This window comes from Methylocella tundrae, from assembly GCF_038024855.1.
Taxonomy (GTDB): domain Bacteria; phylum Pseudomonadota; class Alphaproteobacteria; order Rhizobiales; family Beijerinckiaceae; genus Methylocapsa; species Methylocapsa tundrae.
In genome coordinates, this window is record NZ_CP139089.1 from 1,882,900 (window position 1) to 1,897,842 (window position 14,943).

A 14,943-nucleotide genomic window follows, 5' to 3' on the forward strand; every position below is an offset into this window, starting at 1 on the left:
GAGCCAATTTTTGTAAATGACATTCGGATAAGCAGTTTTCATACGAATGATATAGACAAACATAAGTCTATTATACTTCACCACATATGTGGCAAAGTCACATAATGACACAATAGTTAGCGTATATTTGTACAATACAGATATAATATACTATGATACATTGCCACTTTTTAATCACATAATCCATCCATAGACGCACTCTGCTCGTATATGAGCGGACATTGAAACGTGTATGGAGTTTTAATATTGAATAAATATATCATGGTGGTGGCCGCGTTGCTCATCTCTTCAGTCGGCGCCGAAGCGCAGAGCTGGACAGGCAAAGCCTCTTACTATGGCGCGCGGGGCCATATGACTTGCGCTCACCGTTCCCTGGCTTTTGGCACCCATGTTCGCGTCACCAACCTCGCGAACCACCGTTCCGTTGTGCTGGTCGTCAACGATCGAGGGCCGTACATCGCAGGGCGCATCATCGACGTGTCGACCGGCGCTGCGGACGCGCTCGGATTCCGTCACGCCGGTGTTGCCAATGTGACCATGCAGACGGTCGCGAACTAACATCGTTTTGCGGATCGGCCGAACGTCTCGCCGGACGGCGCCGGACTCTCGCCGATCCGCTTTCTCCGCGGCGCCGTCCTCGCTCAGGGCGCTTGACAGAACCGTTCTTCGGAGTCCTTGCGAGGCCAAGGAGCCACGCCTATGAACGACGCCGCGCCTTCGGTCCAAAACACCGCAAAATCACTACACATAGTGGAAGACTGGCTTCCGTCTTCAATATCTCGCAGGGAACAAACCCTGATTCGGCTCCAGGCGCCGATTCGGGCGCGATTCGTTCCACTCTCGTTCGAAGCGTAAAGAATGCTGCGCAAGCGAGCGCCATTATGATACACGAAGGGCGAAAGTGCGCCGTTGCGCCACGGCTCTTTCGCAAGGCCTGCGAGGCTACGCGGCGAGGCCGGCGCAAGACTGCGTTTCGACTGCGAGGCCGGATCGAGGAGGATGGGACGCCTGGTCTCAAGGAGCGGAAGGAACCGTCAGCTTTCGCCGCCGTTCGAGGCGGAGCCCCCTCATCAGGATTCCCGGTTCCTTGATTTCATTCGTCGATCTTTTCCTGGAACGGTTTCAGGTTGAGTCGAATCACTCAACCGTTTCGAAATCGCTCTCATCAAGAGGCCAGGGCATTTTCAGCAAAACCGGCGTCCACTTTTGCTGAAAATGCCCTGGCGTCGCGCAACCCGGCGATTAACCATGAACGTCACTTTTCCCGGACCCAGGCCGCCTCAGCTGAATCGCGCGCGGGGCGTCACGGCCGTGCTCGGCCCAACGAACACCGGCAAGACGCATTACGCCATCGAACGGATGCTGGCGCATAAGAGCGGGATGATCGGCCTGCCGCTGAGGCTCCTCGCCCGCGAAGTTTATAATCGCGTCGTCGAGAAGGTTGGGCCGGCCGCCGTCGCCCTCATCACGGGCGAGGAGAAAATCAAGCCGAAAGGCGCGCGCTATTTCGTCTCCACGGTCGAAGCCATGCCGCGCGACCTCGATCTCGATTTTGTCGCCGTGGATGAGATCCAGCTCGCGGCCGACCTCGATCGCGGGCACGTCTTCACCGATCGGCTGCTCAACCAGCGCGGCCGGTCGGAGACCCTTCTGATCGGCGCGGCCACCATGCAAAGGGCGGTGCAGGAGCTTTTGCCCGGCGTCAAAATCCTGTCGCGGCAGCGCCTTTCCCAGTTGAGCTTCGCCGGCGAAAGGAAAATGACGCGCCTGCCCCGCCGCAGCGCCATCGTCGCGTTCTCGGCTGAAGATGTTTACGCCATCGCCGAATGGATTCGCCGTCAGCGCGGCGGCGCCGCGGTCGTGCTTGGGGCTCTATCGCCGCGCACTCGCAACGCGCAGGTCGAAATGTTTCAGAACGGCGACGTCGACTATATCATCGCCACCGACGCGATCGGCATGGGCCTCAACCTCGACGTCGAGCACATCGCCTTCGCCGCCGACCGCAAATTCGACGGCTGGCAGTATCGCCGCCTGACGCCCGCCGAATTCGGGCAGATCGCCGGCCGCGCCGGGCGCCATTTGCGGGACGGCACATTCGGCACCACCGGCCGCTGCCTTCCCTTTGACGAAGAACTCGTCGAAGCGCTTGAAGATCATCGTTTCGACAGCGTCAGGCTGTTGCAATGGCGCAACGCTTCGCTTGATTTTTCCTCGATCCGCGAGCTCGTCGCATCGCTCGACGTGCTGCCCAAAGAGCCCGGACTGACGCGCGCCCCTCTAGCCGAAGACCAACTTGTGCTCGACATCGCGGCTCGCGACGAGAAGGTCATTCGCGAGGCGAAGACGCGCGCCGACATCGCGCGGCTCTGGGACTGTTGCCAAATTCCCGATTATCGTAAATTGTCTCCGGCGGCGCACGCCGAGCTCGTCCTTTCGATCTACGGGTTTGTTGTGCGCGCCGGCCATATTCCGGATGATTGGTTCGCGCGCCACATCGGGTCTCTCGATCGGGTCGACGGCGACCTCGACGCCCTGTCCGCGCGGATCGCGCAGGTGCGGACCTGGACCTTCATCGCCAATCGATCCGACTGGTTGCGTGATCCTGAGCATTGGCAGGGGATCGCGCGTCAGGTAGAGGACACGTTGTCGGACGCTTTGCATGCGCGTCTCGCCCAGAGGTTCGTCGACCGAAGGGCAAGCGTGCTGATGCGCCGCTTGAGAGAGAACGCCATGTTGGAAGCGGAAGTCACCACAAGCGGAGACGTGATGGTCGAAGGCCAGCACGTCGGCCAACTCAATGGATTTCGCTTCACGGCTGACCCCCATGCGGTTGGCGAAGCCGCGAAGGCCTTGAACGCCGCGGCGCAAAAGGCCCTCGCGAGCGAAATCGAAGGCCGCGCGGCGCGCGTTCATGAGGCTGTCGACGAGGCCTTCGTCCTCGCCAATGACGGCGTCATCCGCTGGCTCGGCGAGCCGGTGGCCAAGATCGCCGCCGGCGCGCATGTGCTGGAGCCGACCGTGCGCATTCTGGCGGACGATCAGCTGACAGGTCCCGCGCTCGAAACCGTTCAGCGCCGGCTCGACCTGTGGCTGGCCCAACACGTCAAGAAGCTGCTCGGCCCCCTCGCCGACCTCGAAAAGGCGGAAGGTGTCGAAGGGATCGCGCGCGGAATCGCGTTCCAGATCGCCGAATCGCTCGGCGTGCTCGACCGCGCAAAAGTCGCCGACGACGTCAAATCCTTGCCGCAGGAAGCGCGGGCGGCGCTGAGGAAATTCGGCATTCGCTTCGGCGCCTACCATCTTTATCTGCCCAATCTGGTCAAACCCGCTCCGCGCGCGCTCGCAGCCCAGCTTTGGGCGTTGAAGAATGGCGGCGTCGAGGAGGTCAAGGGCCTCGACGACGTGCCGCATCTGGCCGCCTCCGGCCGCACGTCCTTCATCGCCGACAAAGACGTTCAGAAGGGATTTTATAGGGCCGCTGGCTTTCGGGTTTGCGGCGACCGCGCCGTGCGCGTCGATATTCTGGAACGGCTCGCAGATCTCATCCGGCCAGCCGTCGCTTATCGGCCGGGCGTGACCCCCGGCGATCCGCCGCCTGGCGCCGCCGACGGCGACGGTTTCGTCGTCACAGTCGCAATGACGTCGCTTGCCGGCTGCTCCGGCGAGAGCTTTGCGTCCATTCTGCGCTCGCTCGGCTATGTGCTGGATCGCCGGGCGGGCCCGCCCATCACGGCGTCCCTGGTTCCCAAGGCCGCGACGGAACCGCTCGCGCCGCAGCCGCTCACGCCGCAGCCGCATGAAGCGTCCGGCGAAGATCGGCCATCGGAAGATCGGCCATCGGAGGAAAACGCGGATTTTCAGCCGCAGGGGGAGCCCTCGCCCTCGGCGGCGGACGCCGGGGAAACCGCGCCGAGCCTTGCCTCCTCCGGCGACCAGCCGAACGATCCGGCCACCGTCGATGAAGCCGCGGCGCTCGACGAAGTCATCGCGGAGGCCGCGCCGATCGACGAGGCCGAGATTTTGAACGCGACGCCGATCGAAACGCCGAGCCTCGTGATGGAAGCCGAAGCGGAGCCGGCGCCCTCTGCCGACGCGTCACTAAGCGAAGCCGAAACGCCAACGTCCGAGGCGCCCGCGGAAACAGTGACCGATCCCGCGGAGGCCGCCCCGCCCGTTCTGATCGAGGTATGGCGGCCGCATCGTCAGCATCACCATGCGCGCCGGGCCGAACCGCGCGGCGGCAAAAGGCCGGAGCGGCGGAATGCGGCGCCGGAAGAAGCGAAGACTGGCGCTGGTGAGACGCCGGAAGCCCGCCCCGAGAGACGGCGGCCGAATCGCCACCCCGAACGACCCGGCATCGAGATTCGCGTTGAGAATTCCGAGGGCGCCGCCGGACACGCGGCGGGCGAGGAGCGCGGCCGCAATGACAAGGGAGGCCGCCAGCCAGGATCGGGCCAGCCCGCGCGCGCCGGCGCGGGGCGGCCCCGCTTCGAGGGTCAACGCGACCGGCGCGAGAGCGGGCCGAATGGCGGCGCGAATCGCGCCCATAGCCGGCCGAACGACGCGGACCGGCGTCACAGCCGCGGGCCCTTCGCATCGACCGAAAAGAAATCCTATGATCGGCCGCCCGATCCGAACTCTCCTTTCGCGAAGCTCCTCGCGCTGAAAGCCACTTTGGAAGAAAAAAACAAGCAGGACAGCTAGCCTTTGCCTTTACCGTATGATGCGCGCCCGAAAAACCTCCAGCTTTTTCGGCGTCATGCTCCAGAGCGCTTTCCGACCGGATGGAATCATTCGGTCGATAGAAACCGCGCCAGATTCAAAAGCTTGAGCATATTCCGATCAGATCGATTCAAACCGACCGGAATATGCCCTGGAAACGCTTAAGGATGTTGGCGTTAGGAAAGACACGGAGCGGCGTGATAGGATTGGTGGCCGCGAGGCCGCGGGACCGGGAATAGGATCGATTCGACGCGAAAGCGGTTTTTGCTTGAGCCTAAATTTCGGGATTTATCAATGCGCGCATCCACGCTGTCTCTCGCCGCCGCGGCCCTGATAGGTATGCCGGGTCTCGCTCTGGCGCAACAAGCGACCGCGGCGCCAACCAACCCCGTCATTACACGAGGCGGCGGCTTCGCGGGCACCGGCTTTGGCGCCGCCAACGCCGGAGCTGGCAGCACGACCACGACGACCTCCAGCTTTTCAGTGACGACATCATCGACGTCGACCACCGCGACAACGACCACCACAACGTCCGGCATCGTGACGTCGGCGACGCAGGTCAATCGCGCGCGTTCGCCAGCGATGATATCGGGCACCGCGCACATCGGCGCGGGAACGGGCGGCACGGGGCTTGGCATGGGTAATGCTGTCGGCGGCATCAAAGACAATGCGACCGGCGCGGGGATCGGCGGCATCTTCGATCAGACGAGCCTTGGCTCCGCTACGGGCGGCGTCAACGGCTTTGGCGCGGGATTCAACGCTCCGACCGGCGGCATCAAAGACGCCAGCAATCAGGGCATCAACACCGGCGGCGTTATTGGCAGCGCGATTGGATCTGGCACCGGCGGCATCCGCGATCTGAATACCCTTGGCGCTGGCACCGGCGGCACCAGCGAAGGCAATAACGCGCCGAGATATCGCGTCATTCAATAGAGCATGACCAAGAGAGCATGACGCCAAAAAGCGACAATCCGTTTTCGGCGGCGTCATACTTTGACTTATTGAGGGGAGCCGCGGCGCTCGATGACGCGCGCGGCTCCCCTCACTGACGCGTTCACGCATCTTCGCCCGTCGCAGCGACCTTGCGCGGCGGCCCCATCAGCGCCGGCTGGAACAAGATCGCCGCCGCCAGGGTGCAGACCAGAGACAACGCCAAAAGCTTGCCCATGCTTGAGGTGCCGGGATGCTTCGAGAGCCACAGGCTGCCGAAGGCCGTCGCCGTCGTCATCGCGCTGAAAAAGACGGCGCGCGTCAAGCTCGACTGCAGGAGGTTGGTCGTCCCAGCCCGCCAGGCCATCACGAAATAGATCTTGAAGGCGACCCCTAGCCCAAGCAGCAGCGGCAGGGCGATGATATTCGCAAAATTTAGCGGCAAACCGATGAGGACGGTGATCTCAAGCGTGACGGCGCCGGCGAGCAGCAGCGGGACGAGCGTCAGCAGCACGTCCGAGAAGCGGCGCAAGACGACCCAAAGCAAAACGCTGATCGACAGCAGCGCCCAGATCCCGGCCTCGATAAAGGCGCGGACGACGGTGTCGCCGGATTCCTGAATGGCGATCGGCTCGCCGGTCGCATTCGGGTCGATCTGCTGCACCGCCTTGGTGAAGCGGGCGAGCGTCGCATTGTCATTGGCGTCGCCCTTTGGCGAAACCGCGATGCGGGCTCGGCCGTCCGGAGCCACCCAGTCGCGCGCGAGATCCGGCGGGATCGAGGCGATTGTCGTTTTCTGCGCCGAGAGCGAATCACGCAACAGGCTGAGCATCGTCCCCAATCCGGGCAGCAGCGCCTTGCGGGCCGCTTCGCGAACCTCAGGCGGCGCCTCCGCCATTTTGCGCAACGAATCCGCCAGACGCCGAGCGTCGTCGGCGCCCTTGCCTTTCAGATCGTCGGCGGTGGTCGCGAAAGCGTCGGCCGCCTTGTTCAGCGCGGCGACATCCTCGGCGTCGGTCGGCGGCTCCAACGCGCGGCCCGGATCAAGGATCGGGCCGAACGCCGCCGCCGCGCGCTGGATGATCGCCAGCTTCTGGTCCTGATCCATCGGCACGAAGCTCTCGATCGTCACGACCTGAGCGACTTCCGGCAGAGCGGCGAGTCTTGCCTGAAGTTCGCGGGAGGCTGCGACCGAAGGGGCCATAACGTCGATCGTATTGGTGTCGGTTGCCGGATCCTTCATGAGATCCAGAAGGGTTGCGACCGACTCGACCTTCGGGCTGCGCAGGTTGATCGGATTGAAGTCAAAATGCAGATGGGCGAGCAAAGGCGTTCCCGCGAGAGCGACGCCCAATGTTCCGATCACGATCGCATATCTGTGCCGCGCCATGAATTCGTCGACAGGCGCGAGGAAGAGATAGCCGACGGGCTCGGCTTCCGCCGGCGGCTTGAAGATGGCGAGCAGCGCCGGCAGCACCGTGATCGACGAGAAGAAAGCGATAAACATGCCTGTTCCCGCGATCAGTCCAAGTTCGGACACGCCGCGATAGTCGGTCGGCAGAAACGAATAGAAGCCTGCCGCCGTCGCCGCCGCCGCGAGGGCGAGAGGGCGTCCGACCTTGGCCGCCGCCTGCGACAGCGCCTTGTCGAAATCCGCCACCTTGTGACGCTCGGATCGGTAGCGCACGCTGAACTGAATGCCGAAATCGACGCCAATGCCGACAAAGAGAACCGCGAAAGCGACAGAGATCAGATTGAGCGCGCCAACCATCAAAAGCCCGACCGCGGCCGTCACGCTGAGGCCGACGACGACGCTGAGCGCAACCGCGAGGACGATGCTCGGGGATTTGAGCGCCCTCCAGATGATGAACAGAACAATCAGGGCGGTGACTGCGCCATTCACTCCCGCGCCTTCTTCCACGGTAGCGAATTCTTCGTCGGCGAGCGGCACCGGGCCGGTCAGGCGCAGCCTTGCGCCCGGCGTCGATGCATAGCCAAGCTCCTGCCAGCTCGAACGGATGAAATTGCTCGGCGCCTCGCCGGGTTTCAGCGCGGCATAATCAAGGATGGGCTTGACCTGGATGAAGCGCCGCAATTCGCGCGGGTCCGGCGGCTCGCCGGTGAGCAGGCCGCGCCAGGAAAAGAACGTCGGTTTGCCAGCCAGCAATGACTCGAAGGCGCCGTTGAGCGCGACGAGGGGCCGGTCGAAATCATCATAAGTTCCGGCCTTGGTGCGGACGCCCTTGTTGATGAAGGAGAACGCATCGCTCACGCCGCGAAGGCTCTGGTCCGACGCCAGCACAGAGAGGAACGGCTGCGCCTTGAACAATCCGTCGATGGTGTTCTGCACTTCCGAAACAGGCAGGTACATAAGACCGTTCTTGTTGAAGAACGGGCCGCCATCGGGACGCAGCACCGAGGAGTAGAGGTCCGGGCGCGTCTTCAAGCGTTCCGTCAGGCGCTCCGTCGCTTCCTCGGCCAGCTCCGGGGTCTTCGCGTCGATGACCACGACGATTTGATCCGCCCGCTGCGGAAACGCCTTGTCCATCGCGATCAGATTCTGCCGCCAGGGCAGTTTCGCCGAGATGAAATCATTGGTGTTCGTATTGATGTTGAAATGCGTCGCCGCATAGTAGCCGGAGGCGATCGTGACCAGCGCCGCGAGCGCGATAACGAGCCATTTCAGTCGTCTGCAAGAATCAACGATGGCCGTGATCGCCCGGGAAATAGGCTCGGGAGCTTTTGATTCGGATGGCGCCGTCGCGTCGGTATTGTCTGGGAGTGTGATCATGCGGGTGCTATCGCCAATCGAAAGAGCCTGGATCCGGCCTTGGTGAGACGGACGCGGGGCTAGATGATGTACTTCGCCAAAGTCGGGAAGATCAGGATAACCCTTTATCCCCTGTAACGTTCAGCATTTGAAAACGGCGGGCGTTTGACAAGAGGATTGTCATTGTTACAAGCTGATCGCAAAGTTTAAAAGTAGGCGTCGCCTGCTTGTAAGGCCACATCCGGTTCGACGCTAGGTAAATTTATGAAGGTAATCTTGGCCCAGCCCCGCGGGTTCTGCGCCGGTGTCGTCCGCGCCATCGACATCGTGGAGCAGGCGCTGCAAAAATATGGCGCGCCCATCTACGTCCGCCACGAGATTGTCCATAATGGCTATGTCGTCGAACGGCTGAAAGCCAAGGGCGCGGTGTTCGTCGAGAGCCTCGCCGAAGTGCCGCGAGGGGCGCGGACCATCTTTTCCGCCCACGGGGTCGCCCGCAGCGTCGAAGAGGAAGCGTTCGAACTCGGACTGCCCGTCATCGACGCCACCTGTCCGCTTGTCGCCAAGGTTCATGCCCAGGGCCAGCGTTACGTTCAGCAGAAGCGCGCCGTGCTGCTGATCGGTCACGCGGGCCACCCGGAGGTCGAAGGGACGGTCGGGCGCATCCCCGGCCCTGTGCGCCTCGTGCAGAGCGAAGCCGACGTCGAGCGGCTCGACATCGACGTCAACGCCCCTCTCGCCTATGTGTCGCAAACGACGCTGAGCGTCGACGACACAAAAACCATCATCGCGGCTCTGAAGCGAAAGTTCACCAATATCGTTGGGCCGGAAACCAAGGATATCTGCTATGCGACGCAGAATCGGCAGAGCGCGGTGCGCGACCTCAGCGCATTGGTCGACGTGCTTCTCGTCGTCGGCGCCAAGAACAGCTCCAATTCGAATCGTCTGCGCGAGATCGGGAGCGAAGCCAAAATCCCGACCTTCCTCATCGCCGATCGCAGTGAACTCGATCTTGCGGTTTTGCGCGACGTCGCGGTCGTAGGGCTGACGGCGGGGGCGTCGGCGCCCGAAATCCTCGTGAGCGAGGTCATTGACGCGCTGCGGGAATTAGGGCCTGTCGAAGTTTCGACGCTGCCAGGGGTCGAAGAAAATATCGAATTCAAGCTGCCGCCGGAACTCCTCGCCGAGTCTCCATCACGATCAGGGGAAGCGGCTGACTTTTAGGTTGAAATTATTCTTGAAAACAAGACGATAAAAGACTGATCCGCACCGTTTGAGCTGGCGCGCGCGAAGGCGGACGCCGTCAAGCCTTGGTAAATCGGGCGTCCCGGTTTATGAAAGGGGCAGTTCAGCGATCCGGACGGAACACATCATTTGCAACGCCGATCGCCGTCGGCGCACAATTTATGCGAGGAGCAGGCATTGGGAATTTCCTTTCTCCAAATGGCCCAGATCGGCGGGTACGTGCTTCGCCAGCGTCTTTCCGGGCGCAAGCGTTTTCCGCTGGTGCTCATGCTCGAGCCCCTGTTCCGCTGCAATCTCGCCTGCGCCGGCTGCGGCAAGATCGATTATCCAGATGAGATCCTGAACCAGCGCCTGCCTCTCGCAGAGTGCCTCAACGCCATCGATGAATGCGGCGCGCCGGTCGTCGTCATCGCCGGCGGCGAGCCCCTGCTGCACAAGGAGTTGCCGCAGATCGTCGAGGGCGCCATCGCCCGGCGCAAATATGTCACGGTCTGCACCAATGCGCTGCTGCTCGAAAAGAACATTCATCGCTATAAGCCGAACCGCTACTTCAACTGGTCGATCCATCTTGATGGCGATGAGGAGATGCACGATCAGTCGGTATGCCAGCCGGGCGTCTACGACCGCGCGTTGAAGGCGTTGAAGCTCGCGCAGGAAAAGGGCTTCCGCGTCACCATCAATTGCACGCTGTTCAACAATGCCGATCCGGCGCGCGTGGCCTCATTCTTCGATTCGATCGCGGCGCTCGGCATCGAGGGCATCACTGTTTCCCCCGGTTACGCCTATGAGCGCGCGCCGGATCAGCAGCACTTCCTCAATCGCGAAAAAACCAAGACGCTGTTCCGTGACATATTCTCACGCGGCAAGGGCGGTAAGGCGTGGCCGTTCTTCCAGTCCACTCTGTTCCTCGATTTTCTTGCCGGCAACCGCACCTATCACTGCACCCCCTGGGCGAATCCGGCGCGCACGGTGTTCGGCTGGCAGCGGCCCTGCTATCTGCTCGGCGAAGGCTATGCGAAAACCTTCAAGGAGCTGATGGAGGAGACTGAGTGGGATCGCTACGGCACCGGCAATTATGAAAAATGCGCCGATTGCATGGTGCATTGCGGCTTCGAGGCGACCGCTGTCGATGAGGCCTTCAGCAATCCCTTGCAGGCGTTGAAAGTCGCGATCGGCGGCATTCGCACGACAGGGCCAATGTCGCCGGATATTCCGCTAGACCGGCAAAGGCCCGCCGAGTTCGTCTTCAGCCGGCACGTCGAGCACAAGCTCGCCGAGATTAGAGAAGCCAAATCCGACGGCGAGCATCTGTCTGCCGCGGAGTAGAGCCGCGAAGGCGGCCCGCGCATCGCGGGCCGTGCGGACCAATTGTGGGATCTGACCCGGATCCCGCAGCAGCGAGACAATCAAAGCCTTAAACGCGATGGCGCCGTCCGGGCGCATGGCGACCAGCGCCGCATGGGGCAGCTGCCGCTCGGCCGGGTCGGCGACGACGCGCAGCGCCGCGAAAGGAATCCCGCGATCGGCGGCGATCTTCGCGGCGATATGCGATTCCATGTCCACCGCATGGGCGCCGGTCTGAAGATGGAGATCACGCTTGCCGGCACTCCCGGCGACCGGCGCGTCAACCCCTACGAAATCAACGAGCGGCGCACTGAGCGTTTCGGACAAAGCCCGCGACCAGGCGGGATCGGCGTAAACCCTCCCGCCATCAGCGCTGATGATCGAGCGCGCGACCAGAATAGCGCCGGGCGCGAGGCCGGGCGCGAGGCCTCCGGCGACGCCGAAGCTGATGATGGCGCAAGCTTTCGATGCGGCGGCTTCTTCCACCTCGCGCTTCAGACGCGCGCCCTCGCCCCCGCCCGATATGACATGAACCTGCGGCCCCGCTGCGAGCCTGGCCTCCGCCTTGAGCCCGGTAACGGCGACGATGCGCCCCCTCGCCGGATGCGCGTCTACATCCCAAACTGCGTCGTGAGGCGATTGCCGCTTTTCAGATTGCGATAACGGGCCAGCGCCCAGAGCGGGAAGAATTTTGAATAGCCGTGATAGCGCAGGTAAAAGACGCGCGGAAAGCCGGTCGCCGTGAAGCGATTCTCTGTCCAAAACCCATCCCCCGCTTGCGTCTTCGTCAGATAGCGCAGACCCAAGGCGACTTCCGGCGAATCGACTTCCCCTGCCGCCATCAGTCCCAGCAAAGCCCATGCCGTCTGTGACGACGTGCTCGGCGCAGCCTGATAGCCTTTATACTCCAGCGCATAACTTTCGCCATCCTCTCCCCAGCCGCCATCCGCATTTTGTATGCGTTTCAGCCAGGCGGCGGCCTTTTGCACCGCCTCAAGACCGCGATCAGCGTCGATCGCGTTGAAGGCGCTAAGAACTGACCAGGTCCCGTAGATATAATTCATGCCCCAGCGGCCGAACCAGCTGCCGTCCTCTTCCTGCTCCTCGATCAGATAATCGACCGCGCGCGCGAGGGCGGGGTTCGTGCGCGCCGTCTCGCCAAGCTGCGCCAACATGGAGACGCAGCGCGCCGTGACGTCGGCCGTCGGCGGATCGAGCAGCGCGCCATGGTCCGCGAAAGGAATAGCGTTGAGATATTCCCGATCATTATCGGCGTCGAAGGCGCCGAAGCCGCCATTGGCGCTCTGTAGCCCAAGGATCCATTCCTTCGCGCGGGAAATCGCCTCGTCGTAAGAGGCGTCCTCGCCGCCTCCCGGCAAGGTCTTCGCGGCGCGATCCATCGCCAGAACGACGACCGCGGTGTCGTCGAGATCGGGATAATGTGGATTGGCGTATTGGAACGCCCATCCGCCCGGACGCACATGCGGCTTTTGCGTCGCCCAGTCGCCGGCGACATCGAGAACCTGGCGCGGCGCGAGCCAACTGAGCGCCTCCCGTACGGACGCGCCGGTCTGCTCACCGGGCGTTTTGGCGCCCGCCCCCGCGCTTTCCATCAGCGCATGGCTGGCGAGCGCCGTGTCCCAAACCGGAGAGACGCAAGGCTGGCAATAGGCCTCGTCCGCCCTGATAATGAGGAGCCCGTCGATCGCCTTCCTGACCTGGATCATCCTCGGGTCCGAAGCCGGAACGCCGAGCGCATGAAACATCATGGCGGAATAAGCCATGGCCGGGTAGATCGCGCCGAGTCCGTCCTCTCCGTTCAGCCGTTCGGTCACGAAAGCCACGGCTTTGTCGATCGCCCTCTTCTGCGAGCGTTTTGGAAAGTAAGGCTCGAGCCAGCGCAACACATGGTCGATGCCGCCGAAGACCATCGTCCAGGGAAATGTCTGATGCGGAGCGCCCGGCCAGCGCCGCACCTGGTCTGCCGGCTCAATGAAAAGCTCCTCGATGCCAACATTGCGCGGATTGCGCGCTTTTGGCTTCAGAGCGTGCACGACCACCAGAGGCGCCAGCACCGTGCGCGCCCAATAGGAGATCTTGCTCAAATGGAACGGAAACCAGCGCGGCAGATGCATCAGTTCGACAGGCATCACCGGGACGCTGCGCCACGGCGTCGCGCCATAGAGCGAGAGCAGCGACCGGGTGAAGACATTGGTGTTGGCTGCGCCGCCATGCTTCAAAATGGCGGCCCGCGCGCGCTTCATGTGCGGAGCGTCGGGCGAATCGCCAATCATCTTCAGCGCAAAATAAGCTTTGACCGAAGAGCTGGTGTTGAAAGCGCCCTCGGCGAACAGCGGCCAGCCGTCATCGGCAGTTTGATGCCGACGCAGATAAACGGCGATCTTTTCTTCAAGCTCAGCGCCGGCGGGATCGCCAAGGAAATGCAGGAACAGAATATACTCGGCCGGAATGGACACGTCAGCTTCGAGTTCGAAGACAAAATGTCCGTCGGGACGCTGCTGGCCAAGAAGCGCTTTGTGGGCGCTAGAAATCGCCGCCTCGATCTGACCGAGGGCCAATCCGGGCGCTTCGCCCTCATCGGCTACGGCCGAGCCAAATTTACCTTCCACTCCAGGTTCCTTTATCCATTGCCCGCCGAAGGCCGTCGCGGTCACGCCTTGCGGCCAGCGATCACATCCGCCGCGCGATGTCCTGACCGGATGGCGCCTTCGATCGTCGCGGGTAAGCCTGTCGCCGTCCAGTCCCCGGCCAGCGTCAGATTGGCGACGCTGGTCACGGCGTCGGGGCGGCGCGCATTCTCCTGCGGTGTCGCGGCGAAAGTCGCGCGCTTTTCCTTGATGATTTGCCACGGCGGCAGCGGCTGATCAATATGCGCCGCTTCAGCTACTTCCGCCCAAAGCCGCGCGGCAAGCTCCTCGCGCCCAGCGTCGAGCAGGCGATCCGCGCCGCTGATGGTCACGGACAGCCGATCCTTGAAGGCGAAAATCCATTCGACCTCGCCATTGACGACGCCAAGAATGGGCGGCAGACCCGCCGGCGGCGCGATCTTGAAATGGGCGTTGACGATCGCCCGGAAATCCTGCGGGGCGACGAGGCCCGGCATCAGATCCTGCGCAACCCCCGGGGGCGTGGCGAGAATGACTTCATCCTCCACGTTCAGATCGACGCGCGCGTCGCCGAAATCCAGCGCCGCCGCGCGGTCGCCGGCAAATATGATTTTCCGCAACCGATGGTCGAGCCGGACGTCGGCGCCGCGCTTGACGAGATGCATCACGGCCGGCTCGATGAAGGCGGCCGAAAGGCCATGCGCGACGATGGGGCGGCAGGCGGCGCCTCCGCGTGCAAGCGTCTCCGCGACGACCGCCCCCGCGAGCTTCGAGGAGCCCTCGGCCGGCTCGGTGTTGAGAGCGGCGAGGAGAAACGGCCGCCATAGCCTGTCATAGAGCGCGCCCCGGCAAGTCAGCACCTCGTCGATGCGCTTGTCGCGCCCCGGAATGAGAAGCTTTGCCAAGCCGAGATAGTCGCGCCAGCCCGTATCAGGAACGCGGCGGCCCTTCGCGAAAATCCACCAGGGCAGCGGGCCGGCGTTGGGGCGCAGGCGCCAGCGCTCCTTGGTGGCGAGATCGACGAAAGCGAAATCAGCCTCGGCCGGTTGCGACACGCCTTTGAGGCCGCCGACCCGGCGCAGAAAATCCAGCGCCTCGGCATTCCCCGACAGCAGCAAATGGTTGCCATTGTCGATCACCATGCCGAGTGTCGTATCGAAATAAGACCGGCAGCGCCCGCCAGCCTGGCGGGCGGCCTCATAGACGATGATGTTGCGAGAGCCTCCCGCAAGGCGCACCGCGGCGGCGAGCCCGGCGAGGCCCGCGCCTATCACGTGGACGACAGCTTTTGCCATCAGGCCGGTC

At 62.9% G+C, this 14,943-nt stretch carries 9 protein-coding genes; 5 read left to right on the forward strand and 4 right to left on the reverse strand.

What is annotated here, in order from left to right; genetic code table 11:
* Window positions 1-246 precede the first annotated feature (246 nt).
* The 3 genes from SIN04_RS11110 to SIN04_RS11120 all read left to right on the forward strand — a co-directional run bounded on the left by SIN04_RS11110 (window position 247) and on the right by SIN04_RS11120 (window position 5,655).
* The gene (locus SIN04_RS11110) at window positions 247-558 is read left to right on the forward strand and encodes a septal ring lytic transglycosylase RlpA family protein (RefSeq protein WP_244605775.1); all 312 of its coding nucleotides are present in this window, start codon (window positions 247-249) and stop codon (window positions 556-558) included.
* A gap of 690 nt (window positions 559-1,248) precedes the next feature.
* Window positions 1,249-4,704, forward strand: a complete 3,456-nt coding sequence (locus SIN04_RS11115) for a helicase-related protein (RefSeq protein ID WP_134489159.1) — start codon at window positions 1,249-1,251, stop codon at window positions 4,702-4,704.
* Between the two features lie 312 nt (window positions 4,705-5,016).
* Window positions 5,017-5,655, forward strand: a complete 639-nt coding sequence (locus SIN04_RS11120; RefSeq protein WP_134489161.1) for a hypothetical protein — start codon at window positions 5,017-5,019, stop codon at window positions 5,653-5,655.
* A gap of 121 nt (window positions 5,656-5,776) precedes the next feature.
* Here SIN04_RS11120 and SIN04_RS11125 read toward each other — a convergent pair whose 3' ends face one another.
* Window positions 5,777-8,443, reverse strand: coding sequence for an MMPL family transporter (locus SIN04_RS11125; RefSeq protein WP_134489163.1), 2,667 nt, complete (start codon window positions 8,441-8,443; stop codon window positions 5,777-5,779).
* A 243-nt stretch (window positions 8,444-8,686) separates the two neighbouring features.
* Here SIN04_RS11125 and ispH point away from each other — a divergent pair, with 243 nt between their 5' ends.
* Window positions 8,687-9,646 (forward strand): 4-hydroxy-3-methylbut-2-enyl diphosphate reductase, encoded by a 960-nt coding sequence (gene ispH, locus SIN04_RS11130; RefSeq protein ID WP_134489165.1) that lies wholly within the window; start codon window positions 8,687-8,689, stop codon window positions 9,644-9,646.
* Window positions 9,647-9,844: 198 nt separating this feature from the next.
* The gene (gene hpnH, locus SIN04_RS11135) at window positions 9,845-10,993 is read left to right on the forward strand and encodes an adenosyl-hopene transferase HpnH (protein WP_134489167.1); all 1,149 of its coding nucleotides are present in this window, start codon (window positions 9,845-9,847) and stop codon (window positions 10,991-10,993) included.
* On the opposite strand, the gene SIN04_RS11140 is transcribed toward hpnH, so the two are convergent.
* From SIN04_RS11140 to hpnE, 3 genes are all read right to left on the reverse strand, one after another.
* A complete protein-coding gene (locus SIN04_RS11140) occupies window positions 10,883-11,599 on the reverse strand; it encodes a phosphorylase (RefSeq protein ID WP_341264463.1) in 717 nt (238 codons plus the stop codon). The two genes, hpnH and SIN04_RS11140, sit on opposite strands and share 111 nt — an antisense overlap.
* A 23-nt stretch (window positions 11,600-11,622) precedes the next feature.
* Window positions 11,623-13,590: a squalene--hopene cyclase gene (shc, locus tag SIN04_RS11145; protein WP_341264464.1), complete on the reverse strand. Its 1,968-nt coding sequence runs from the start codon at window positions 13,588-13,590 to the stop codon at window positions 11,623-11,625.
* A 92-nt stretch (window positions 13,591-13,682) separates the two neighbouring features.
* Complete coding sequence (gene hpnE, locus SIN04_RS11150) at window positions 13,683-14,933, reverse strand: hydroxysqualene dehydroxylase HpnE (protein ID WP_341264443.1); 1,251 nt, start codon at window positions 14,931-14,933, stop codon at window positions 13,683-13,685.
* Window positions 14,934-14,943 lie beyond the last annotated feature (10 nt).

Bases quoted from the DNA above. Each gene is read 5' to 3' on its own strand.
- SIN04_RS11115 (WP_134489159.1), top strand. From the start codon at position 1,249: ATGAACGTCACTTTTCCCGGACCCAGGCCGCCTCAGCTGAATCGCGCG.
- SIN04_RS11120 (WP_134489161.1), top strand. From the start codon at position 5,017: ATGCGCGCATCCACGCTGTCTCTCGCCGCCGCGGCCCTGATAGGTATG.
- SIN04_RS11125 (WP_134489163.1), bottom strand. From the start codon at position 8,443: ATGATCACACTCCCAGACAATACCGACGCGACGGCGCCATCCGAATCA.
- ispH (WP_134489165.1), top strand. From the start codon at position 8,687: ATGAAGGTAATCTTGGCCCAGCCCCGCGGGTTCTGCGCCGGTGTCGTC.
- hpnE (WP_341264443.1), bottom strand. From the start codon at position 14,933: ATGGCAAAAGCTGTCGTCCACGTGATAGGCGCGGGCCTCGCCGGGCTC.